The organism is Methylobacterium sp. 001424705 (assembly GCF_059816145.1).
Genome location: NZ_JCBANU010000008.1, coordinates 112,158 through 132,607 on the forward strand (window position 1 = coordinate 112,158; position 20,450 = coordinate 132,607).

Genomic DNA, 20,450 nt, shown 5'->3' on the forward strand with positions numbered 1-20,450 from the left:
AGCATAAGCAATCCCGCCGCCGGGTTGAGTCGGTTGCTTGGTCTGTGAGTCCATATCTGTTGTCTCGGCGTCCCAAACAGACGTCCAACCGGCCGTTTGCCGGGCTATGGGGACGCTGCCCGGCCCACGGGACCGCGCGGTCCGCGTGGGATCCGGGCCGGCGACCCTGCGCTCCGACCCGTCGTGTGCGGGCCGATACGGCGTCGTTTGGGGGCGCCGCGGGGCTTTCGGCCGCCGCGGATCCGTCAGGCGGCGGCGGGCGCTTGGCCGGCCGCGCGCTCGTGGGCGAGCTTGACCACGCTGACCTGATCGACTTTGCCGGTCCCGAGCATGGGCACCCGCTCCACCACCACCACCTCCGCGGGAATCGCGATCTCCGGCACGCCCTTGCCCTTGGCGAAGCTCTGGTAGGCGGCGCGGGTCGCGTCCTTGCGTTCGGTGAACAGCACCAGCCGCTCGCCCTTGCGGGCATCCGGCACGGCGGCGACGGCGCTGGGGGTATCGGGCCACAGCTCGGCCGCGAGGGCCTCGACGCTGGCCAGCGACACCATCTCGCCGGCGATCTTGGCGAAGCGTTTGGCCCGGCCCTTGATGGTGACGAAGCCCTGGGCGTCGATGGCGACGATGTCGCCGGTGTCGTACCAGCCCTCGGGGGGCGCCTCGATGCTGCCGGGGCGCTCGGGCCGCAGGTAGCCCAGCATGATGTTGGGACCGCGCAGGACGAGACGTCCACCCTCCGCGATGCCGGGCACCGGCTCCAGCCGCCAATCCTGGCCGGGCAGGAGGCGGCCCACGGTGCCGAAGCGGTTGAACATCGGGGTGTTGAGCGCGACCACCGGGCCGCATTCGGTGACGCCGTAACCTTCCAGGATGCGCAGGCCGAACTTCTCGCCCCAGGTCTTGCGGGTGGATTCCTTCACCGCCTCGGCCCCGGCCACGACGTAGCGCAGCGAGCGCAGGTCGTAGGAATGGGCGGTCTTGGCATAGCCCGCCAGGAAGGTGTCGGTGCCGAACAGGACGGTGGCGTTGGAGCCGTAGATCAGCTCGGGCACGATCCGGTAGTGCAGAGGCGAGGGATAGAGGTAGACCGGGACGCCCGAGACCAGGGGCAGCACCAGGCCGGCCGTCAGCCCGAAGGCGTGGAACACCGGCAGCACGTTGAACACCTTGTCGCTCGGCCCAAAATCGATCCGGGCGGCCACCTGCGCGGTGTTGGCGAGCATGTTGCGGTTGGCGAGCACCACGCCCTTGGGTGCGCCTTCCGAGCCTGAGGTGAACAGGATCGCGGCCGGGTCGTCGCCCCGCCGGGGCACCAGGGGCGCCCGCTTGGAGAGGAAGCCACGCAGCTTGTCGCCCGTCGTGATGCCGGCCCGGATGTCCTCGAGGTAGACGAGGGTGACGGCCCCCCGGATCGCCTCCACGAGGGCGCCGAGGCGGCCCTTCTCGATGAAGGCGCGGGAGGTCAGGATGGTGTCGACCTCGGCCGTTTTGCAGGCCGACAGGACGTTGGCGGCGCCCGCCGAGAAGTTGATCATGGCCGGAACCCTCCCGGCTGAGGCCAGGGCGAACAGGGTCACGGCCGCACCGTTGGCGTTCGGCAACATCACGCCCAGGGGCTTGCCGGGGGTGCCGAGCCCCTGCAGCTTCCGCCCGAGGATGTTGGCGCCCATCACCAGCCGGGAGAAGCTCAACGATCCGGTCGGATCCTCGACGGCCGTGCGGCGCCAGCCGTGGCGGTCGCCCGCCTCCACGAGGGCCTGCATCAGGCCGCGGTCGATCTCGGTGGTGCGGAAGACGAGGTCGGACATGATTCCGTAGAGTGCGGCGCCCGCCGCCTGCCGGCGAGCCTTGCCCTTGAGGGCCGGGTCCACGCTAAGGGCGACCGGCGAAAGGATCGTGACGGTGACCTTCGGCCACCAGCGCCGCTTCACCTGGTTCTGCGACAGGCGCGAGAAGACCGTCTTCTCCAGGCCGTCGATCTTCACCGGCACCACCATGGCCCCGGACTTGTCGGCGATGAGCCCGGCCCCGTCATAGACCTTCATCAGGCTGCCGGTGACCGTGAGGCGCCCCTCGGGGAAGATGATCAGCGTCTCGCCGCTCTTGACCGCATTGATCAGGGTGCGGGTGGCCAGCGGCCGTGTCGGGTCCAGGGGCATCGCCTTCGTCATCGCCAGGAACGGCTTCACCCACCAGCGCTGCGCGATGCCGTGGTCCACGGCGAAGACCGGTTCCTGGTCCAAGAGGGAGAGCGCGAGGGGCGCGTCGAGGAACGAGACGTGGTTGAGGGCGATGATGGCGTTCGGGCCGGCCTTCTCGACGTTCTCCAGGCCGCGCACCTCCAGGCGGTAGAAGGCCCGGAACAGGATCGAGAGGAAGTCGCGGAACGGGCTCGTCGGCAGGACGGCCAGGATGACCACGCCCGCCACGAGGTTGAGCACGCCGAGCAGGGTCAGGAGCGCAGCCATCGACCAGCCGGCGCCCTGGAGGGCGGCGAGGCCCAGCGCCCCCGTCACCATGAAGGCGGCCGTGAGCACGTTGACGGCGCCGATGACGCGGGCCCGCTTGTCCTTGTCGGTCCAGGCCTGCACGGCGGCGAAGGAGGGCACGATGTAGAGGCCGCCGGCGACGGCGAGGCCGAACAGGTCGAGGGTGACGCGCAGGCCCGTCCCCGTGGTGAGGAACTCCCAGGCGTCCGAGGGATCGCCGGAGACGGGCCCGAGATGCGCCACCGTCCAGGCGAGATCGAGCCCGAAGGCGCCCATCAGCAGGGCGCCGACGGGGGTGGGGAGCAGCACGATGCGACCGCTGGCGAGCCAGGAGGCCAGCCCCGAGCCCACCGCGATGCCGATGGAGAATACGGCGAGCAGGGTCGTCACCACGGTCTCGGAGCCGTTGAGGCTCTGGCGCACCAGGACGGGGAGCAGCGACAGCACCACGGCGCCCACGAGCCAGAACCAGCTCACGATCAGCGAGCCGCGCCACAGCCGGGTGTCGCTCCAGAGATCGCGCAGGAGGGCACCGGTGGAGCGGGCGACGTTGGGGTCGACCCGCAGGGTCGGCGCGCCCTCGCCGGTGGACGGGATCGCCCGGGCCGAGAGCCAGCACAGGACGGCGAACACCATGATCATCGTGCTGAAGGCCAGCGCGCCGCCGCCCATGGCGGTGGCGAGGCCGGCCACGATGGTGCCGAGCAGGATGGCGAGGAAGGTCGCCGCTTCGACCAGGGCGTTGCCGGCGGTCAGTTCGTCCCGGCGCAGGTGGTCGGGCAGGATGCCGTACTTGATCGGCCCGAACAGGGCCGCGATCGTCCCGAACAGGCCGAGCGCCACGAACAGCACCGGCACGGAGTGCAGCCAGAACCCCAGGGCCGCCGCCGCCGCACCGAAGATCTCGGCGAATTTCAACCGCTTGGCGATGAGCGCCTTGTCGTAGCGGTCCGCCATCTGTCCGCCGAGGCCCGACAGGATGAAGAAGGGGCCGATGAAGACCGCGCCCGCCAGGGTGACCAGCATCGGCGAGCTGCCACCGCCCGCACCGCCCACCTTGAACAGGATCAGGAATACGAGCGCGTTCTTGAGGAAGTTGTCGTTGAACGCCGAGAAGAACTGGCACCAGAACAAGGGTGCGAAGCGGCGCGTCGTCATCAAGGTACGAAACATGGAAGTCTCCTCGGACGACGCATGACTGCCCGCACGCGGCGATAGCGTCAAATGGTGAACCACGCGTCATTTGAACAACGTTCAAAACATATCGCCGCCGCATATGGGGTTCAATGGCGCGATTGCACGGTGTGCAATCTGAGCGGTCGGCCGGTGCGGTGCCGCACGGGGACGATGACCCGACCTCGGAATCCACGGAGCGGGAAACAGGATGGCACGGGTGGAGAAACGGGGCACGGGCCCGCGCGGCGAGCACAACCGCGACGAGTTCCTCGCGCTGGTGACGAAGGCCGCCGAGAACCTCGTCCGGCGGGAGGGCCTGCGCGGCCTCGGGATGCGGCGGCTGGCCAGCACCATCGGGTATGCGCCGAACTCGATCTACAATGCCGTCGGCGACCTCGATGCGGTGATGATGCGGGTCAATGCCCGCACCCTCGCCCGCCTGCACGCGGCCCTGGAATCCGCGGTGACGCCGGACGCCGCACCGCGCGACAAGGCCCTGGCCCTCGCCGATGCCTATCTCGGCTTCGTCGCCGCGGATCCCCAGGTCTGGAGCCTCGTCTTCGAGCACCAGATCGCGCCCGACAGCCCCTTCCCGGACTGGTACGCCGAAGCCCTGGGCCAGACGACCGACCTCGTCGCCCGCGTGCTGGCCCCCATGATCCCCGACCCGGACGAGCGCCGGCAGGCGGTGGCGGCCCTCTGGGCTGCCCTGCACGGCCTCGCTTCGCTCTCGACTTCGCGCAAGCTCGCGGTGCTGACACCGGAATCGCCCCGGGACCTCGCGCGTCTGCTTGTCCGACGCTTCCTCGACGGGCCGGACCGGGGAAGGCCCGAGACCGCGGGCGCCTGAGCACCCTCGGGCCGGTGGATCCTATAGGACGCTGCTGCGGCGCGTCCGCATCCCCTTGAAGAGGGCGGGATGGGGATCGGTGAGACCGCGCGATGCCGGCGGCTCCGGCGCCTTGTACGCTGGCTCCGCTCGGGCCGGGACCTCGCGCGCGTCGTCCGTCCTCGGCCGGCCGCCGCGGCGCTTGGCGGTCGAAGACCCCGAGTCGTGTAACTCGGACCGCGGCGCAGGCAGGAGCGACAGGCCGCCGAACGCGAGGAGGCAGGCGAGGCCGATGCCGGCGGAATGCCAGCTCGGCTCCGGCGCGATCATCATCGTCACGAGACCCCCGAAGGCGATGGCCGAGGCGAGATTGCGCGGTGTGAAGGGATCGATGGCCATGACACCATCATCCGCTGCGTCGCTCGCGACTTCGTGAAACGCATGATTCAATTTGTAGGGATTATATCGCCGTTGGGCCGGAGCCCTCCGATCGTATTCGGCCCCATGCCGACGGCGCAAAATCCGTGACGCCAGTCGGGGTTTCGCCCTGCGACAGGATTGAGATTTCGATCGGCGCAAGGTCCGAGACCTCGGACTGATATCGGTGCTGCAACAAATCGCGAGATTTCCAGAAGCTCTGATGGGTTCTCGCTGGTGCAACCAGGGGTTCAGAACAATTCATTCGTGAACGCAAGATTTTAAGCATGCGCGATGCGTTGTGGCTGCTCGCCGCGCGTGTTGATTTGCTCCAGGCGGCACCCGATGAAGTTCGTCGTGTCCGTCCAAAATCTCTTCATCCGCCGTCGTCTGATCGCGGCCTTCTCGCTCCTGACCGTCTTCGTGGTCGGCCTGGGCCTCCTGGCACTCTTCAGCACTCAGCGCATGCGCGCGCAGAGCCTGGAGGTCGAGACGAACTGGCTTCCGAGCATCTGCGCCCTGGGCGAGATCGATACGGTCACGGCCCGCATCAGCGCGGTCGTGCTTACGCATATCAGGCCACCGACCCGAAGCTGACGGCCTCGATCGAGGCGGACCTCGTGCGTTTCGACCAGAAGCTGGCCGATCGCCGGGCGATCTACGAGCCGATGATCGCCTCGCCGGAGGAGTGTGCTCTCTACGACAGCTACCGGCGCGATGCGGCCGCCTTCCTGCCGATCCGCCAAGCCATCCTGGATCTCTCGCGCGGCGGACAGAAAGCCCAAGCCTTCGAGCTCTACGAGAGCAAGGGCCTGTCGGTTCGCCGTGCCGCGTCGAACACCCTGGAGAAGCTCGCGGCCCTCAACAATGACGGCGCCGCGCAGGCGCAGGCCCGCAGCATGGCCATCTTCGAGCAGACCCAGACCCTGGGTCTCACCGCTATGTTGGTGGCTCTCGTAATGTCGGCGCTGTCCGCCTTCCTGATCATCCGCGGCGTCACGCACGGCATTCGCTCCGTGGTCCGGCCCATGCAGGCGCTGGCGGGCGGCGACCTCTCCGTGACCATCCCGCACCAGGGCGCCCGGACCGAGATCGGCACCATCGCGGACGCCGTCCAGGTGTTCAAGGACGGTCTGATCAGAATGCGGGCCCTTGAGGAGGACACGGTCCAGGCGCGGGCGGGGGCGGAGGCGCAGCGCCAGGCGGCGATGCGGGCGATGGCCGACAGCTTCGAAGGGGCGGTGGGCGGCATCATCGGCATGGTGACGAGTTCGGCCACCGAGCTGCAGGCCAACGCCCAGAGCATGGCCGGCACGGCCACCCAGACCGCCAACCAGACGACCAGTGTCGCTGCCGCGGCGGAAGAAGCCGCTTCCAACGTCAACACCGTGGCGGCCGCGGCCGAGGAACTCTGATCCTCGGTGGAGGAGCAGGGGGCGGCCACCCAGGAGATCGTGCGCAACGTGGCGCAGGCGGCGATGGGCACGGGGGCGGTGACGACCAACATCGCGGGCGTGGCGGGCGCGGCCGAAGAGACCGGCGCGGCCGCCGCCCAGGTGCTGGGCGCCGCCTCCGAGCTCTCGCGCCAGTCCGAGCACCTCAGCGCCGAGGTCCAGCGCTTCCTGGCCACCGTCCGCGCCGCCTGAGCGGTGCCCACGATCGCCAGGACATGAGAAGGGGCGCGTTCCGGGCCCTTCCTGATTTCAGAGTCAGCGGCTGCCGGCGCCGGACTTCGTGCCGGTGCTGCCCGACGCGGTGCCGGCCCCGGTTTCATGGGACCCCATGCCCGAGTGGCCGGTCGAGCCCGTGGTCGCGCCCTTCTCCTGGCCGGGCGCGTAACCCGAGGCACCGGGGGAGCCGTACTGAGACCCGTTCTGCTGCATCTCCTGTCCCGGTGCGTTGTTCGCGGATCCCGGACCACTGCCGGCGGCGAAAGCGATCGTGGTCAGGGCGAACGTGCTGGCGAGGGCGAGCGTGACGGCTTTCATGAAGAACTCCTTGCACCACTGCAACTGGGGCCGAACAACGTCGGCTCGGTGCAAGGCGTTCCCAAAAATTTCGATGCGTCCCTGTACCCATTTTCCATGTGATGCAGGGATGAGACCGGTCGCCGATCTTGTCGCGGCGGCCTGAGCAGCGCGGCAATACCTGCCACCGTGCCGATCTTCTGGGCCTGGAGGGGCTATGGCAGCGCCGCTTCCGCCTGCCGATAGGCCACGCCGTGGGCCACATAGCCCTCGATCACCCGGGCCATCATGGCGCGCTTCTCGGCATCGAGGGGCCCGAGGATGCGGGCCGGGCGCCCGCCCCAGAGATGGCCGCCCTCCAGGAGCTGGCCCGGGTCGGTGGTGGCGCCGGCGGCCAGCAGCACGTCGTCGGCGATCACGGTGCCGGGGGCGACGACGCAGCCGATGCCGATGAGGCCGCGCGCGCCGATGCGGCAGTCGGACAGGCGGACATTGTGCCCGACCGTGGTGTCGCGTCCCAGGACGACGCCCTCGCCCCGGGTCCGGATGACCGTGTTGTCCTGGATGTTGGTGTTGGCTCCGACCACGATGGGACCGACCTCGGCGTGGAGGTCGCAGGAGAACAGCACCGTGGAGCCGGCCCCGAGGGCGATCCGGCCGCGCAGGCGCGCGGTGCGGGCGACGTAGACGCTGGGATCGTGTTCCGGCTCATCGGCGGCCGGCGGGGCCGGCAGGTCGCCTGAGGCCTCGCGCAGGCGCTCCGCCTGCTCGGCGATCTCCGGCAGGCTGATCGCCCGCACCGGCTTGGCGGGGCTGCCCGCATAGGCGAAGCCGGCGGCGAGGTGCGCCCGCGGGAAGACGGTGGCCCCCGCCTCGATCAGCACGCCACTCTCCACGCTCGCCCCGTCGAGCACGATGGCGTCGTCCTCGATCACCACGTCCGAGCCGACGGTGCAGGCATGCACCACGGCATTGCGGCCCACCGTCACCCGGTCGCCGATCAGGGTCGGATAGGTGTTGGTGGCGATGTGGACGGTGGAGCGGTGGCCGAGCCAGAAGCGCTCGCCGATGACGATCCGGTCGCCGTCGGCGCGGATCACGCTGTGGTCGCCGAGCCAGGCCTGGGCGCCGAGGGTGGCGTCGCCGATCACCGTGCTCGCGCGGCCGCACCAGACCGGACGGGCCGAGAACACCGGCAGGACGCCGTCATGGGGCAGGATCAGCTCTGGGGTCACAGCGAAAATGTCCTTCGCATCCCGGTGGTGTCGCCGGGCGTTCGGGGGCATAGAGCGCCCGTGCCCGTGAGGGCAGGTTCGCCGGGCCTCGTCAAGGGTGTACCGCCCGAACGCGGTCCGCCCAAGCCCCGGTTCCCGACCCCTGGTTTCGACCGCCTGTTTCCACCTCCCTTCTTCACTCTCCTTGTACCCACCCGCTCTGTTCCCACCCGCCATTCCGAGACCAGCCCGGGGAAGCCCATGTCCGATGTCAGCATCCAGAGCGCACCCTTCGACGCGAGCGCCGAGATCGCCCGGCTCACCCGCGATCTCGGCGGCAGCGCCGGAGCCATCGTCACCTTCACGGGCCTGTGCCGCGACGAGGGCGGTCGCCTCACGGGACTGGAGCTCGAGCACTATCCCGGGATGGCCGAGGCGGAGATCGGCCGGGTGGTCGAGACCGCGCGCGCGCGCTGGCCGCTCCAGGGCGTGTGCGTGATCCACCGCCACGGCCTCGTCGCCCCGGGGGAGGGCATCGTCCTCGTGGTCACCGCGTCCAGCCACCGGATCGCCGCCTTCGAGGCCGCGAGTTTCCTGATGGATTACCTCAAGACGCGGGCCCCGTTCTGGAAGCGCGAGCACCTCGCCGACGGCACCACGGGCGGCTGGGTCGAGGCGACGGAGGCCGACGACCACGCCGCCGCGCGCTGGGATCAGGAAGCCGGCGCCCCGCGCTAGCGGTGCGCGGATGCCGGCCGGTCACGGCACCAAGCGGCGGAACCCAAGCTGAGCTGGCGACATCCTCCCGCAGGATGGGCCGGGCGCAGCGCGGCCGGGCCTGCCCGGAGACCCGTCCGACATCCGCGTGCCAGACCCGGCATGCCAGGAGTTCACACCGTTCATGGCCATTCCCTTCCTCAGCGAGGAGCCCGCCCGCCCGCGCCCGCGCCGCTGGTCCCTCGCCGTCTCCGGCATCGCCGTCGTAGCCTTCATCGCCGTCCTGGCGCTCGCCTGGATGGCGGCCTCGACGCTGCTCCTCGTCTTCGCCGGCATCCTGCTCGGCGTCTTCCTCGACGGCCTGACGCGGCTTCTCGGCAAGGTCCTGCCGGGAAGCCGGGGCCTGCGCCTCAGCCTCGTCAGCCTCGTGCTCGCCGGCCTGACCCTCGCCCTCATCGCCTTCGGGGGCGCCACGATCGTGCAGCAGGGGCGGGACCTCGGCCAGACCGTGGCGTCCCAGGCCGGCACCGTGCGCGACCGGCTGAAGGATTACGGCATCGACGTGCCCGAGATCGCCCCGGGCAAGGGCGGCGAAAACAAGGGCAGCGAGAGCAAGGACAGCGAGAGCAAGGCCGTTGCCCCCGGCGGCGGTGATGCGAAATCCGGCGGCGGAGGGGATTCGGGCCCTCAGCGCAACGACGATTCCGTGGCCTCCGGCCAGAAGTCGGGCGGCCTCGCGGGCCTCGCCTCGGGGGCGATGAAGAGCCCCGGCTCGCTGCTGTCGGATGCCGGCAGCGTGCTCGGGCCGGCGGCCACCGTGGTGATCGGCCTGTTCAGCGCGCTGGGCAACGCCCTCGTCATCATCTTCCTCGGCCTCTCGGTGGCGGCGGATCCGGGCGCCTACCGGGACGGGCTCGTGCGCTTCGTGCCGCCGGCGCACCGGGACCGCGCCACCGCCCTCCTCGACGGCATGGGCGAGACCCTGCGCCACTGGCTGTTCGGCCAGCTCATCACCATGGCGGTGATCTTCGTCTGCACCTGGGCGGGCCTCGCCTTCCTGGGCATCGGCGGCGCCCTCATCCTCGGCCTCCAGGCCGGGTTGCTCGCCTTCATCCCGACCATCGGACCGCTGATCGCCGGCGTCGTGATCCTGCTGGCCTCCCTGGCCTCGGGAACCACCGCGCTCCTCGGGGCCCTCGGCGTCTACCTGGCGGTGCAGACCCTGGAGAGCTACGGGCTGACGCCCTTCATCCAGAAGCAGGCCCTCGACATTCCCCCGGCCACGATCTTCGCCGGGCAGCTCGTGCTCGGCGTGATCTTCGGCCTCTGGGGCATCGCCCTGGCTCTGCCGCTGATGGCGGTGGCCAAGGTGCTGCTGGCGCAGCTCTATATCGAGGACACCCTGCATGAGGAGGCGGAGGGCTGAGGCGCCCTTCCGGGTCGTCAGCCAGGCCTGGGGTGTCCGGCGACGGCCCCGTGCCGCCGCCGGGTCTCACGCGTCCATCAGCGGATGCAGGTCGCGGACCATGCTCTTCAGGCGCTCGTCGAGGACGTGGGTGTAGATCTGCGTCGTCGAGATGTCGGCGTGGCCGAGAAGCTCCTGGACGATGCGCAGGTCCGCGCCGTTCTGCAGGAGGTGGCTCGCGAAGGCGTGGCGCAGCACGTGCGGGCTGACCCGGTCCGCCCGGAGGCCGGCCGCCGCCGCCACCGTCTTCAGATCGCGGGCGAACGACTGCCGGGTCAGGTGCCCGCTCTCGCTGTCGGCGGGGAACAGCCAGGGGCCATCGGCGCGCAGGTGGGCGAGGTGGTCGCGCATGGCGCTCCGGGCGATCTCCGTGAGGGGCACCAGCCGCTCGCGTCCGCCCTTGCCCTTGACCACCAGGTAGCGCTCCTTCGTGGAGGCCGCCGCCCGGGGCAGGGCGACGAGTTCCGAGACGCGCAGGCCCGTCGCGTAGAGGAGCTCGATCAGGCAGAGCAGGCGCGTACCCCGCGCGCGCGCCGCCGCCCCATCACCGGCCGCGCCATCTTCTGTCGTCCCTTGGCCGGTCGCCCCTTGGCGCGCCACCGCCAGCAGCCGGTCGACCTCCGCCACCGAGAGCACCTTGGGCAGGGCCCGGACCCGGCGCGGGCCGCCGATCGGGGCGCTGGGATCGTCCTCGGCCAGGCCCTCGGCGTAAAGGAAGCGGTGGAAGCCCCGGATGCAGGACAGGCGTCGGGCCGCCGAGGCGGCCGAGAGGCCGCGCGTCTCGAGGTCGGCGAGGTAGGCCCGCACGGGAGCCGCCTCCATCGCGACGGGGTCGTGCCCGCCCCGCGCCAAGGCGGAGAGGTAGTCGGCGAGGTCGCGCCGGTAGGCCGCGAGGGTGTTGGCGGCCGCGCCCCGCTCGGCGGCGAGCATATCGAGGTAATCGCGGATCAGGACGTCGCCCGCGGACATTTCGCCCGCGGGGATCTCGACCGCAGGCATCTCGGCCGCAGGAATCTTGGCGGCCCGGTTCGGAGGAGGGGTCGGTGCCCGCGTCACCGGTTCGGCGGCTGGAGCTTCGAGGCGGGGATGGTCACGCTCATCTCGCGCGGCGTCGGCACCACGAAGGTCGCCAGCGCGAACATCCCCGCGAAGGCGAGCCCGGCCAGGATGGCGAGGGTGGCGAGGAAACGGAACAGGGTCGGCACTCGGACGAACCTCGATCGTGCGGCGCTGGGAACGTGAGCGCGCCTCGGGGGCCAGACGGCTTCAGGAGCCGGATGTGGCTGACGACAAGCTTGGGGTTGCATCACGGGCCGACGCCGAAGGCAATGACTTCGCGGCCACAGGCGGCGCGGCATTCCGGTGCGCGCGCCGTCCCGGGTGCTTCGCCCCCACCGGAAAACGCGCTAAGACCCGCCCAACGATGTGTAGATGTCCCTGATGACCGAAGTCCCTCCTCAGGGCGGCGTCCCGCCCCCGGGTGAACCGCCGGCCGCCGCCGCCGGCGGCGAGCCGATCGAACTGCGCCTGCGCCGGGCCCTCGGTCACCGGTCGATCGTGCTCGTCGGCCTCATGGGCGCCGGCAAGAGCACCGTCGGCCGGCGCCTGGCCACGCGCCTCGGCCTGATGTTCAAGGACGCCGACAACGAGATCGAGACGGCGGCCAAACTGACGATCCCGGACATCTTCGCGATCTACGGCGAGCCGAGCTTTCGCGATGGCGAGGAGCGGGTCATCGCCCGCCTGATGCGCGAGGGGCCCCTGGTGCTCGCCACCGGCGGCGGCGCCTTCATGCGTGAAACCACCCGCGCCCGCATCGCCGAGGGCGGCGTCTCGATCTGGCTCAAGGCCGAGCTCGACGTGCTGATGCGCCGGGTGCGCAAGCGCGGCGGGCGCCCGCTGCTCCAGACCGAGGACCCGGAGGAGACCCTGCGCCAGCTCATGGCCCAGCGCCATCCGGTCTACGCCACGGCCGACGTGGAGGTGATCTCCCGCGACGTCGCCCACGACCGGGTCGTGCAGGACGTCATGGAAGCACTCGACGCCTACCTGAACCGCCCCTCGCAGACCGGGATCGCAGCCCAGTGACCGACCGCCTCACCGTGGCCGTTCCCCTCGACCAGGGGCGCGCCTACGACATCCTGATCGGACGCGGCCTCCTCGACGAAGCCGGCCGGCACGTGGCCGCCCTCGGGGCGAAGGCGGCGGTGATCGTCTCCGACACCAACGTGGCCGCCCTCTACGGCGCGCGCCTGCAGGACGGCCTCGCGGCGGCGGGCCTGCGCTCGGGCCTCGTGACCGTCGCCCCGGGCGAGGCCTCGAAATCCTACGCCACCTACGCGGCGGTCTGCGACGGGCTCCTCGCCCACAAGGTCGAGCGCAACGACCTCGTGGTGGCCCTCGGCGGCGGCGTCGTCGGCGACCTCGCGGGCTTCGCGGCCGCCACCCTGCGCCGCGGCGTGCGCTTCGTGCAGGCGCCCACGAGCCTCCTCGCCCAGGTCGATTCCTCAGTCGGTGGCAAGACCGGGATCAACTCGCCCCACGGCAAGAACCTCATCGGCGCCTTCCACCAGCCCCGCCTGGTGCTCGCCGACACCGCCACCCTCGACACCCTGTCGGAGCGGGAGATGCGGGCGGGCTACGCCGAGGTGGCCAAGTACGGCCTCATCAACGACGCCGCCTTCTTCGACTGGTGCGAGGCGCACTGGGCCGGCATCTTCGCGGGCGGGCCGGAGCGCGACGAGGCGGTGGCGATCTGCTGCCGCTCCAAGGCCGGCGTGGTGGTGCGCGACGAGCGCGAGGACGGCGAGCGGGCCCTGCTCAACCTCGGCCACACCTTCGCGCACGCCCTGGAGCGCCTGACCGGCTACGAGTCCGCCCGCCTCGTCCACGGCGAGGCGGTGGCGATCGGGCTGGCGCTGGCCTTCCGCTTCTCTGCCCGCCTCGGCCTGTGCCCGGGCCAGGACGCGGGCCGCGTCGCCAACCACCTCGCGCTCGCCGGCCTGCCGACCCGGCTCCAGGCGGTGCCCGGCGGCTGCGGCGACGCCGACGCCCTCGTGGCGGCGATGGCGCAGGACAAGAAGGTCCGCGACGGCGCGCTGACCTTCATCCTGGCGCGCGGCATCGGCCAGAGCTTCATTGCGCCCGGCATCGACGGCGCCGAGGTCCGCGCCTTCCTGGATGCCGAACTGAGCGCCGCCTGAGCGATCCCGGGACCGAAGACCTGCATCGCCGCATCGCCGCGCTGGAGGCCGAGCTCGCCCGCCTGCGCGGCGCGCCGGCGGCACAGCGCGAGGCGGAGCTGCGCCTCATCACCGACGCGCTGCCGGTGCTCGTGGCCTATCTCGACCGCGACTAAACCCACCGGTTCAACAACCGCGCCTACAAGACCTGGTTCGGGCGCGGCGTCGACACCCTGGTCGGTCGCCCCGCCCGCGAGGTGCTCGGCCCCGAGATCTTCGCGCAGCACCGCTCCGACATGGACCGGGCGCTGGCCGGCGAGACCATCGCCCGCGACGGCGTCCTGCCGGACGGCCACGGTCGCCTCCGAGCCTGCGCCATCCAGTACATCCCGCGCCGGACCGAGGCCGGCGCGGTGGAGGGCTTCTTCGTCCTCGCCATCGACGTCGAGGAGCGCCGCGCCGCCGAGGCCCGGCGGATCGCGGTGGCCGAACTCGGAGACCGCCTGCGCGACCTCGACGACACCGCCGCCATCGCGTACGTGGCCGCGGAAATCCTCGGAACCACCCTCGGCGTCAGCCGGGCCGGCTACGGCACCATCGACGCCGTGGCGGAGACCATCCTGATCGAGCGCGACTGGAACGCCCCCGGCATCCGGAGCCTCGCCGGGACCTTGCACTTTCGCGATTACGGCTCCTACATCGAGGATCTGAAGCGCGGCGAGACCGTGATCTGCAGCGATGCAGACGCCGACTCGCGCACCGCCTCCGGCGCCGAGGCCTTGGAGGCGATCAGCGCGCACTCTTTCGTCAACATGCCGCTGACCGAGCACGGCGGCTTCGTCGCGCTTCTCTATCTGAACCATGCCACCGCCCGGTCTTGGTCGCCCGAAGAGCTCGCCTTCATGCGCAACGTCGCCGAGCGCGTGCGGGCGGCCACCGAGCGCAGCCGCGCGACCTCCGCGCGACGGGCGAGCGACGCGCAGTTCCACGCCTTCGCACAGGCGGTCCCGATCCACGTCTGGGCGGTCTCCGCCACCGGTGCCCTTGATTGGTTCAACGCCGCCTGCGCCGCCTATTGCGGCCCCGCCCTCGACGGGGTCCGGAGCGCGGCCTGGGCCGCCCTCGTCCACCCCGCGGACCGCGCGGCGGCGGAGGCCTGGGAGGCCTGCCTCGAAGACGGCCGGCCCTACGCCAGCGAGTTCCGCATCCGCCGCGACGACGACGCCTATCGCTGGTTCCTGGTGCGGGCCGAGCCGATCCGGGCGGCCGACGGCACCATCCTGCGCTGGGTCGGCACCAGCACCGACATCGACGACCAGAAGGTCACGAGCGCCGAACTGGCGCGCCTGAACAGCAGCCTGGAGCGCCAGGTCGAGCGCCGCACCCGCGAGCGCGACCGCATCTGGACGACCACCACCGACCTGATGGGGACCGCCGGGCTCGACGGCTACCTAAAGACCATCAACCCGGCCTGGGGCCGCACCCTCAGCTGGGACGAGGACGCCCTGCTCGGCCGGCCCTTCGCGGCGCTGATCGATCCGGCCGACCATGCCGAGACGGCCAAGGTGGTCCGCCGTCTCGCGCGGGGCGAGACCGTGACCGGCTTCGTCGACCGCGTCTTCACGAAGGCGGGTGACCGGCGCACGGTGATGTGGACGGCGGCTCCCGACGGAGAGACCTTCACCGTCATCGGACGGGACATCACTGACCAGCGCCGGACCGAGGAGGCCCTGCGCCAGGCGCAGAAGATGGAGGCGGTGGGCCAGCTCACCGGCGGACTGGCCCACGACTTCAACAACCTGCTCACGGGGATCTCCGGCAGCCTCGAACTGCTTCAGGTCCGCATGGCGCAGGGACGGATCACACAGACCTCGATCGCTACATCAACGCGGCGCAGGGCGCGGCCAAGCGTGCCGCCGCCCTGACGCACCGCCTCCTCGCCTTCTCGCGCCGGCAGACCCTCGACCCCAGGCCCACCAGCGTGAACGGCCTCATCGCCGGCATGGAGGAACTGGTGCGCCGCACGGTCGGGCCGGCGGTGACCATCGAGATGGTCGGCGCAGCCGGTCTCTGGACCGCCCTGGTCGATCCGAACCAGCTCGAGAACGCCCTCCTCAACCTCTGCATCAACGCCCGCGATGCCATGCCGGAGGGCGGCCGCATCACCATCGAGACGGCCAACAAGTGGTTCGATCTCCGCGCGGCCCGCCAGCGCGACCTGGAGCCGGGGCAATTCCTCTCCCTGTGCGTCACCGATACCGGCACCGGCATGACGCCGGAGGTGATCGCCCGCGCCTTCGATCCGTTCTTCACGACGAAGCCCTTGGGCGAGGGGACCGGCCTCGGCCTGTCGATGATCTACGGCTTCGCCCGTCAGTCGGGCGGCCAAGTGCGGATCTATTCGGAGGTCGGCTAGGGCACGACGGTGTGCCTCTACCTGCCCCGCCACTACGGGGAGGCCGAGGCCCGCGACGGCGAGGCCGACCTCGGCAACGCACCCCGGGCCGAGCAGGGCCAGACCGTGCTCATCGTCGACGACGAGCCCACCGTGCGGATGCTCGTGACCGAGGTGCTGGAGGATCTCGGCTACACCGCCATCGAGGCGGCGGACGGGGCGGCGGGCCTCAAGGTGCTCGAATCGGACGTGCGGCTCGACCTCTTGGTGACGGATGTCGGCCTGCCCGGCGGCATGAACGGCCGCAGATGGCCGATGCAGGCCGGGTCGTACGCCCTGGCCTGAAGGTGCTGTTCATCACCGGCTACGCCGAGAACGCCGTGCTGGGCAACGGATACCTCGCGCCCGGCATGCAGGTGCTGACCAAGCCCTTCTTGATGGAGTCGCTCGCCGGACGCATCGAGGAACTCATCGCCGGGACCGACGGGGCGTGAACGGCCCGGCCCGCGCCGTGGTAAGCACCGGCTCGACCTGACGACATTCTCCGGCATCGCACGCATGGAACCCCATACCGATCTCTGGCTGGCCGCGAGCATCGTGGTCATCTCGCTCCTGCTCTCGGCCTTCTTCGCCGGCGCCGAGACCGCCTTCACGGCGGCGTCCCGGGCCCGCATGCTGGCCCTGGAGAATGCCGGCGACGCGCGCGCGCGCCTCGTCAACGCCATCATGGCGAGCCGCGAGCGCTTCATCGGCGCCATGCTCATCGGCTACAACATCGTGGCGATCGGCGCCTCGGCCTTCACCACCGGCGTGCTCACCACCCTCTTCGGCAAGAGCGGCATCCTCTACGCCACCGGGGTGATGTCGGTCCTGGTCATCATCTTCGCCGAGGTGCTGCCCAAGACCCTCGCGATCAACAAGCCGGACAGCGCCGCCCTGGTCATGGCCCGGCCGGTGGCCTTCGCGGTGGCCCTGCTCGGGCCGGCGGCGCTCGCCATCGAGGCCCTGGTGCGCGGCATGCTCCGTCCCTTCGGCGTCCGGATCGGCGAGCGCCAGACCATCCTGTCGGCCACCGACGAGATCCGCGGCCAGGTCGCCCTGCTCCATCGCGAGGGTGGCGTGGCCAAGGCCGAGCGCGACATGCTCGGCGGTCTCCTCGACCTGTCGGACCTCACCGTTTCGGAGGTGATGGTCCACCGCACCAAAATGCGCACCATCGATGTCGACCTGCCCTCGGAGGAGATCGTGCGCGCAGTGCTGGCCTCGCCCTACACGCGCATGCCCCTCTGGCGCGGCACGACGGAGAACATCGTGGGCGTGCTGCACGCCAAGGATCTCCTCCGGGCGCTGGACGCCGCTGGCGGCGACGCCGCCGGTCTCAAGGTCGAGGCCCTGGCGTTGGAGACTTGGTTCGTGCCGGACACCACCTCCCTGCGCAACCAGCTCAAGGCCTTCCTCGCCAAGAAGACCCACTTCGCCCTGGTGGTCGACGAGTACGGCGAGGTGATGGGCCTCGTGACCCTGGAAGATATCCTCGAAGAGATCGTGGGCGACATCGCCGACGAGCACGACGTCACCGTCTCCGGGGTGCGGGCCCAGGGCGACGGCTCGGTGCATGCCGACGGCAGCGTGCCGATCCGCGACCTCAACCGGGCCATGGACTGGGACCTGCCCGACGACGAGGCCACCACCATCGCGGGGCTCGTCATCCACGAGGCCCGGGCGATTCCCGACACCGGGACAGCTTTCAACTTCCACGGCTTCCGCTTCCAGGTCCTGCGCAAGGCCCGCAACCGGATCACCGCCCTCCGGATCACGCCGCTCGGTCCCGGTCTGCGCAAGGTGGAGCCGTGACGACCCGCCATCCGCGGAGGTCGTCGACGGGCCTCGGACGTCCAGATCTGGGTAACCATGATCGTATAGAATAGCTTCGGACGCTGGTCCGCCGTCCCGAAGGGGCGAGCGGCTTCTGGATCATCGAACGAGCGAGGGGGCGGAACCGATCGATGCTGCTCGATGCCTCGACCCTTCTGCTCGTGACCGTGATCCTGACCTTCATGGTCGGCAGCCTGTTTCTGCTGTCCTGGAGCCAGGCCCGCCACGTCCACGCCCTGGCGATCTGGGGCATCGCCCACATCACCGGCGCGATGGCCTCGGCCTTGCTGTCCCTGCGCGGGATGATTCCGGACTGGGTCTCGATCGGGGTCGCCAACGGCGTGATGATCGGGGCCTACGGCCTGATCTGGACCGGGACCCGCGCGTTCGAGGGACGGCGCGCCCGCTTCGCACCGATCGCAGTGGCGATCGCGCTCTGGGGGACGAGTTGCCTGGTCCCGGCGTTCTTCGCCTCGGTTCCCGCCCGGGTGATGCTGGCTTCGAGCCTCGCGGGAGGTTTCTGCCTGCTGGCCGCTCGCGAGATCTGGCGGGCCAGGGCCGAACCTCTGGTGTCGCGCTATCCCGGCGTCGCCCTGCTGCTGATCTACACCTTCGCCTATTGGATCCGCGTGCCCCTCGCACTCGTCGCGCCGCCGCAGACCAAACCGAATCCGCTGCAGACGCCCTGGCTGACCATCCTGTGCCTCGCCGGCATGCTCTTCACCCTGGCGATCGCCTTCGTGTTCATGTCGCTGACGAAGGAGCGCGCGGAGCGCCTGCAGCGGCTCGCTGCCGACACCGACGCGCTCACCGGCATCCTCAGCCGGCGCGCCTTCGTGGCCCGGGCCGAGGCTGCGCTGGGGGAGGGCGGTACCTTCACCCTGCTTCTGTTCGACCTCGACCACTTCAAGCGCATCAACGACCGGCACGGCCACGCGGTGGGCGATGGCGTCCTCGTCGGATTTTGCCACGCCGTGTCGGCGCTGCTGCCGGGCTCCGCGATCTTCGGTCGGATGGGCGGCGAGGAATTCGCCTGCCTCCTGCGCGGACTCACCCCGGAGGAGGCCTTGACCAAGGCCGAGTTCCTGCGTCGCGCCGTGGCCCGGATCGCCGTGCCGGAACTGCCGCACCTTGCGATCGGCGTCAGCATCGGTCTGGCGGTGCCGGAGGAGGGCTCCGCCGCCGTGGCGTCGGGACGCCGGCTCGATGCCCTGCTCAGCCGGGCGGATGCCGCGCTCTACCAAGCCAAGCGCAACGGGCGCGGGCGGACCGAGCCCGCACCGCACCCGCTGCTCCGAGTCGCCTGAGGCAGGGCAAGTCGCCTAAGGCAGGGCGAGTCGCCTGAGGCGGGTTACGGCGCCTTCTGAGCCGGGGCGGGCGCTACGGCCGGAGCGGCCGCCGTGCGCTCGATCTTGGCCCCCTCGCGCAGTTTCAGGATCATATCCTGCTGCGCCTTGCGGGTCAGGTACTGGTCCACCTGCTCCTTCATCTCATCGAAGGTCGGAACCGGCTTGGTGCGCTTCTCCTCGAGCTTGATCACGTGCCAGCCGAACTGGGTCTTGACCGGATCGGACACCTGCCCCGGGCTCATCTTGAAGGCGGCCTCGGCGAAGGGAGCGACCATGCGCTCCTTGGTGAACCAGCCGAGGTCGCCGCCCTCGGTCTTCGAACCGGGATCCTTCGACACCTCGGCCGCGACCCGGGCGAAGTCCTCGCCGCTCTTGATCCGCGCCGCGATCTTCTTGGCCTCGTCCTCGCTCTCCACGAGGATGTGGCGGGCGTGGGCCTCCTCCTCGGGCTTCATCGCTTTGACGGTCTGGTCGTAGAGGGCCTTGGCCGCCTCCGGCGTCGCCGCCTTCTTAGCCTCGCGCTCCAGGTACTCGTCGAGGAGGAGCTTGTCCTTGAAGTAGGCGAGCTTGCGCTGGAAATCCGGCGAATCACCGATCTTGGCGGCTTCGGCCGCCTGGGCCCCGACCTTGAGGTCGATCATGTAGTCGACGAGGAGAGCTTTCTTCTGGGCGTCGTCGACGCCGGGCAGAGAGAGGGCGGGATCTTCGGCCGCGATGGCGAGGTCTCCCGCGGTGATCGGCGCCCCGTTCACCTTCGCCACCACGGTCTCGGGAGCGACGGGTGCTGCGGCCGGTGCTGGGGCGGCCGGCGCCTGTGCCCGGGCCGAGGCCAGCGGCAGGCCGAGCGCCAGGGCGACGGCGCCCGTGCGCAGGAGGCCCGTGCGCAGGAGTCCGGAGCGCGAAAGGGACTTGATCATCGTCATGGAGGCGTCCTTGGGAGCGCCGCCCACGTCCCGGCACGGGGCCGGTCGGAGGTCGTCGCAGGGGGCGGTCGAGCGAGGTGCGGCCGGGGGCCGCGGATTGGCCGCGTCATCAGGTGGCGCGTGCACCCCCCGATGGCAAGCACGGCCGCAGCGTCGAGCGGCCGAATCCAGGCGCCCGTTCGCCGCGCACGCGACGCACCCTCACGCCGTTCCCTCTCCCGTCGCTGCGACCGGTGCGTCGGGCGATCACGATGCGGGGAGATCCCGCGAGCGGCCCGGACACGCGCGCCCGCATCCTTCGTATGAGGACTGAGACCATGAGAACCGGGGCCACGGCACCCCGGCGCCGAATCCGGCCCACGGGGTTCGCGCGGGCGAATCACGCCCCGGATCGAAACGCGGCGCGTCCGCGTTGGCCGGGTCAAAGCCGGCTCAGCGCCCCTCCGGGCGTG

Annotated in this window: 14 protein-coding genes and 3 pseudogenes; 10 read left to right on the forward strand and 7 right to left on the reverse strand. The window is 70.7% G+C overall.

Annotated features, from left to right (window positions below; all coding sequences use genetic code 11):
• Nucleotides 1–245: 245 nt before the first annotated feature.
• The gene (locus AC6EUL_RS08745) at nucleotides 246–3,662 is read right to left on the reverse strand and encodes an acyl-[ACP]--phospholipid O-acyltransferase (protein ID WP_499869855.1); all 3,417 of its coding nucleotides are present in this window, start codon (nucleotides 3,660–3,662) and stop codon (nucleotides 246–248) included.
• A 334-nt stretch (nucleotides 3,663–3,996) separates the two neighbouring features.
• On the opposite strand from AC6EUL_RS08745, the gene AC6EUL_RS08750 reads away from it, so the two are divergent.
• Complete coding sequence (locus AC6EUL_RS08750; RefSeq protein ID WP_244479766.1) at nucleotides 3,997–4,515, forward strand: TetR-like C-terminal domain-containing protein; 519 nt, start codon at nucleotides 3,997–3,999, stop codon at nucleotides 4,513–4,515.
• A gap of 21 nt (nucleotides 4,516–4,536) precedes the next feature.
• Here AC6EUL_RS08750 and AC6EUL_RS08755 read toward each other — a convergent pair whose 3' ends face one another.
• Nucleotides 4,537–4,893 carry a hypothetical protein gene (locus tag AC6EUL_RS08755; protein ID WP_056218697.1) on the reverse strand — a complete coding sequence of 119 codons (357 nt, stop codon included), beginning with the start codon at nucleotides 4,891–4,893 and terminating at the stop codon, nucleotides 4,537–4,539.
• Between the two features lie 375 nt (nucleotides 4,894–5,268).
• Between AC6EUL_RS08755 and AC6EUL_RS08760 the strand changes: the two are divergent.
• A pseudogene (locus AC6EUL_RS08760) lies at nucleotides 5,269–6,557 on the forward strand (MCP four helix bundle domain-containing protein).
• A 63-nt stretch (nucleotides 6,558–6,620) separates the two neighbouring features.
• On the opposite strand, the gene AC6EUL_RS08765 reads toward AC6EUL_RS08760, so the two are convergent.
• Complete coding sequence (locus AC6EUL_RS08765; RefSeq protein ID WP_499869856.1) at nucleotides 6,621–6,899, reverse strand: hypothetical protein; 279 nt, start codon at nucleotides 6,897–6,899, stop codon at nucleotides 6,621–6,623.
• A 194-nt stretch (nucleotides 6,900–7,093) separates the two neighbouring features.
• Complete coding sequence (locus tag AC6EUL_RS08770; protein WP_056493905.1) at nucleotides 7,094–8,113, reverse strand: gamma carbonic anhydrase family protein; 1,020 nt, start codon at nucleotides 8,111–8,113, stop codon at nucleotides 7,094–7,096.
• Nucleotides 8,114–8,353: 240 nt separating this feature from the next.
• Between AC6EUL_RS08770 and AC6EUL_RS08775 the strand changes: the two genes are divergently transcribed.
• Nucleotides 8,354–8,830: a molybdenum cofactor biosynthesis protein MoaE gene (locus AC6EUL_RS08775; protein ID WP_056211581.1), complete on the forward strand. Its 477-nt coding sequence runs from the start codon at nucleotides 8,354–8,356 to the stop codon at nucleotides 8,828–8,830.
• A gap of 163 nt (nucleotides 8,831–8,993) precedes the next feature.
• Nucleotides 8,994–10,235: an AI-2E family transporter gene (locus AC6EUL_RS08780; protein ID WP_499869857.1), complete on the forward strand. Its 1,242-nt coding sequence runs from the start codon at nucleotides 8,994–8,996 to the stop codon at nucleotides 10,233–10,235.
• Nucleotides 10,236–10,301: 66 nt separating this feature from the next.
• Here the strand turns inward: AC6EUL_RS08780 and AC6EUL_RS08785 are convergent, their stop codons facing one another.
• The gene (locus tag AC6EUL_RS08785; protein ID WP_056382089.1) at nucleotides 10,302–11,243 is read right to left on the reverse strand and encodes a site-specific tyrosine recombinase XerD; all 942 of its coding nucleotides are present in this window, start codon (nucleotides 11,241–11,243) and stop codon (nucleotides 10,302–10,304) included.
• 83 nt (nucleotides 11,244–11,326) lie between these two features.
• Nucleotides 11,327–11,479, reverse strand: coding sequence for a hypothetical protein (locus tag AC6EUL_RS08790; protein WP_055946764.1), 153 nt, complete (start codon nucleotides 11,477–11,479; stop codon nucleotides 11,327–11,329).
• A 226-nt stretch (nucleotides 11,480–11,705) separates the two neighbouring features.
• On the opposite strand from AC6EUL_RS08790, the gene AC6EUL_RS08795 reads away from it, so the two are divergent.
• From AC6EUL_RS08795 to AC6EUL_RS08820, 6 genes and pseudogenes are all read left to right on the forward strand, one after another.
• Entirely contained in the window at nucleotides 11,706–12,362 is a 657-nt protein-coding gene (locus tag AC6EUL_RS08795) for a shikimate kinase (RefSeq protein ID WP_244480170.1), read from the forward strand.
• Nucleotides 12,359–13,477 (forward strand): 3-dehydroquinate synthase, encoded by a 1,119-nt coding sequence (gene aroB / locus AC6EUL_RS08800; RefSeq protein WP_056381875.1) that lies wholly within the window; start codon nucleotides 12,359–12,361, stop codon nucleotides 13,475–13,477. The genes AC6EUL_RS08795 and aroB overlap by 4 nt, the downstream gene beginning before the upstream one ends.
• Before the next feature lie 212 nt (nucleotides 13,478–13,689).
• A pseudogene (locus AC6EUL_RS08805) lies at nucleotides 13,690–14,325 on the forward strand (PAS domain-containing protein); the annotation flags it as partial.
• A gap of 96 nt (nucleotides 14,326–14,421) precedes the next feature.
• Nucleotides 14,422–16,345 (forward strand): annotated as a pseudogene (locus AC6EUL_RS08810) (hybrid sensor histidine kinase/response regulator); the annotation flags it as partial.
• Nucleotides 16,346–16,409: 64 nt separating this feature from the next.
• On the forward strand, nucleotides 16,410–17,705 hold the full coding sequence (locus tag AC6EUL_RS08815; protein WP_056276201.1) for an HlyC/CorC family transporter: 1,296 nt from the start codon (nucleotides 16,410–16,412) through the stop codon (nucleotides 17,703–17,705).
• A gap of 152 nt (nucleotides 17,706–17,857) precedes the next feature.
• Entirely contained in the window at nucleotides 17,858–19,033 is a 1,176-nt protein-coding gene (locus AC6EUL_RS08820) for a GGDEF domain-containing protein (RefSeq protein ID WP_056351979.1), read from the forward strand.
• 44 nt (nucleotides 19,034–19,077) lie between these two features.
• Here the strand turns inward: AC6EUL_RS08820 and AC6EUL_RS08825 are convergent, their stop codons facing one another.
• Complete coding sequence (locus AC6EUL_RS08825; RefSeq protein ID WP_499869858.1) at nucleotides 19,078–19,998, reverse strand: peptidylprolyl isomerase; 921 nt, start codon at nucleotides 19,996–19,998, stop codon at nucleotides 19,078–19,080.
• Between the last annotated feature and the right edge of the window lie 452 nt (nucleotides 19,999–20,450).

What these genes read in the sequence shown, in the direction of transcription:
- AC6EUL_RS08745 (WP_499869855.1), bottom strand. Translation starts at nt 3,662, where the DNA reads ATGTTTCGTACCTTGATGACGACGCGCCGCTTCGCACCCTTGTTCTGG.
- AC6EUL_RS08750 (WP_244479766.1), top strand. Translation starts at nt 3,997, where the DNA reads ATGCGGCGGCTGGCCAGCACCATCGGGTATGCGCCGAACTCGATCTAC.
- AC6EUL_RS08755 (WP_056218697.1), bottom strand. Translation starts at nt 4,893, where the DNA reads ATGGCCATCGATCCCTTCACACCGCGCAATCTCGCCTCGGCCATCGCC.
- AC6EUL_RS08765 (WP_499869856.1), bottom strand. Translation starts at nt 6,899, where the DNA reads ATGAAAGCCGTCACGCTCGCCCTCGCCAGCACGTTCGCCCTGACCACG.
- AC6EUL_RS08775 (WP_056211581.1), top strand. Translation starts at nt 8,354, where the DNA reads ATGTCCGATGTCAGCATCCAGAGCGCACCCTTCGACGCGAGCGCCGAG.
- AC6EUL_RS08780 (WP_499869857.1), top strand. Translation starts at nt 8,994, where the DNA reads ATGGCCATTCCCTTCCTCAGCGAGGAGCCCGCCCGCCCGCGCCCGCGC.
- AC6EUL_RS08785 (WP_056382089.1), bottom strand. Translation starts at nt 11,243, where the DNA reads ATGTCCGCGGGCGACGTCCTGATCCGCGATTACCTCGATATGCTCGCC.
- AC6EUL_RS08795 (WP_244480170.1), top strand. Translation starts at nt 11,706, where the DNA reads ATGTCCCTGATGACCGAAGTCCCTCCTCAGGGCGGCGTCCCGCCCCCG.
- AC6EUL_RS08815 (WP_056276201.1), top strand. Translation starts at nt 16,410, where the DNA reads ATGGAACCCCATACCGATCTCTGGCTGGCCGCGAGCATCGTGGTCATC.
- AC6EUL_RS08820 (WP_056351979.1), top strand. Translation starts at nt 17,858, where the DNA reads ATGCTGCTCGATGCCTCGACCCTTCTGCTCGTGACCGTGATCCTGACC.
- AC6EUL_RS08825 (WP_499869858.1), bottom strand. Translation starts at nt 19,998, where the DNA reads ATGACGATGATCAAGTCCCTTTCGCGCTCCGGACTCCTGCGCACGGGC.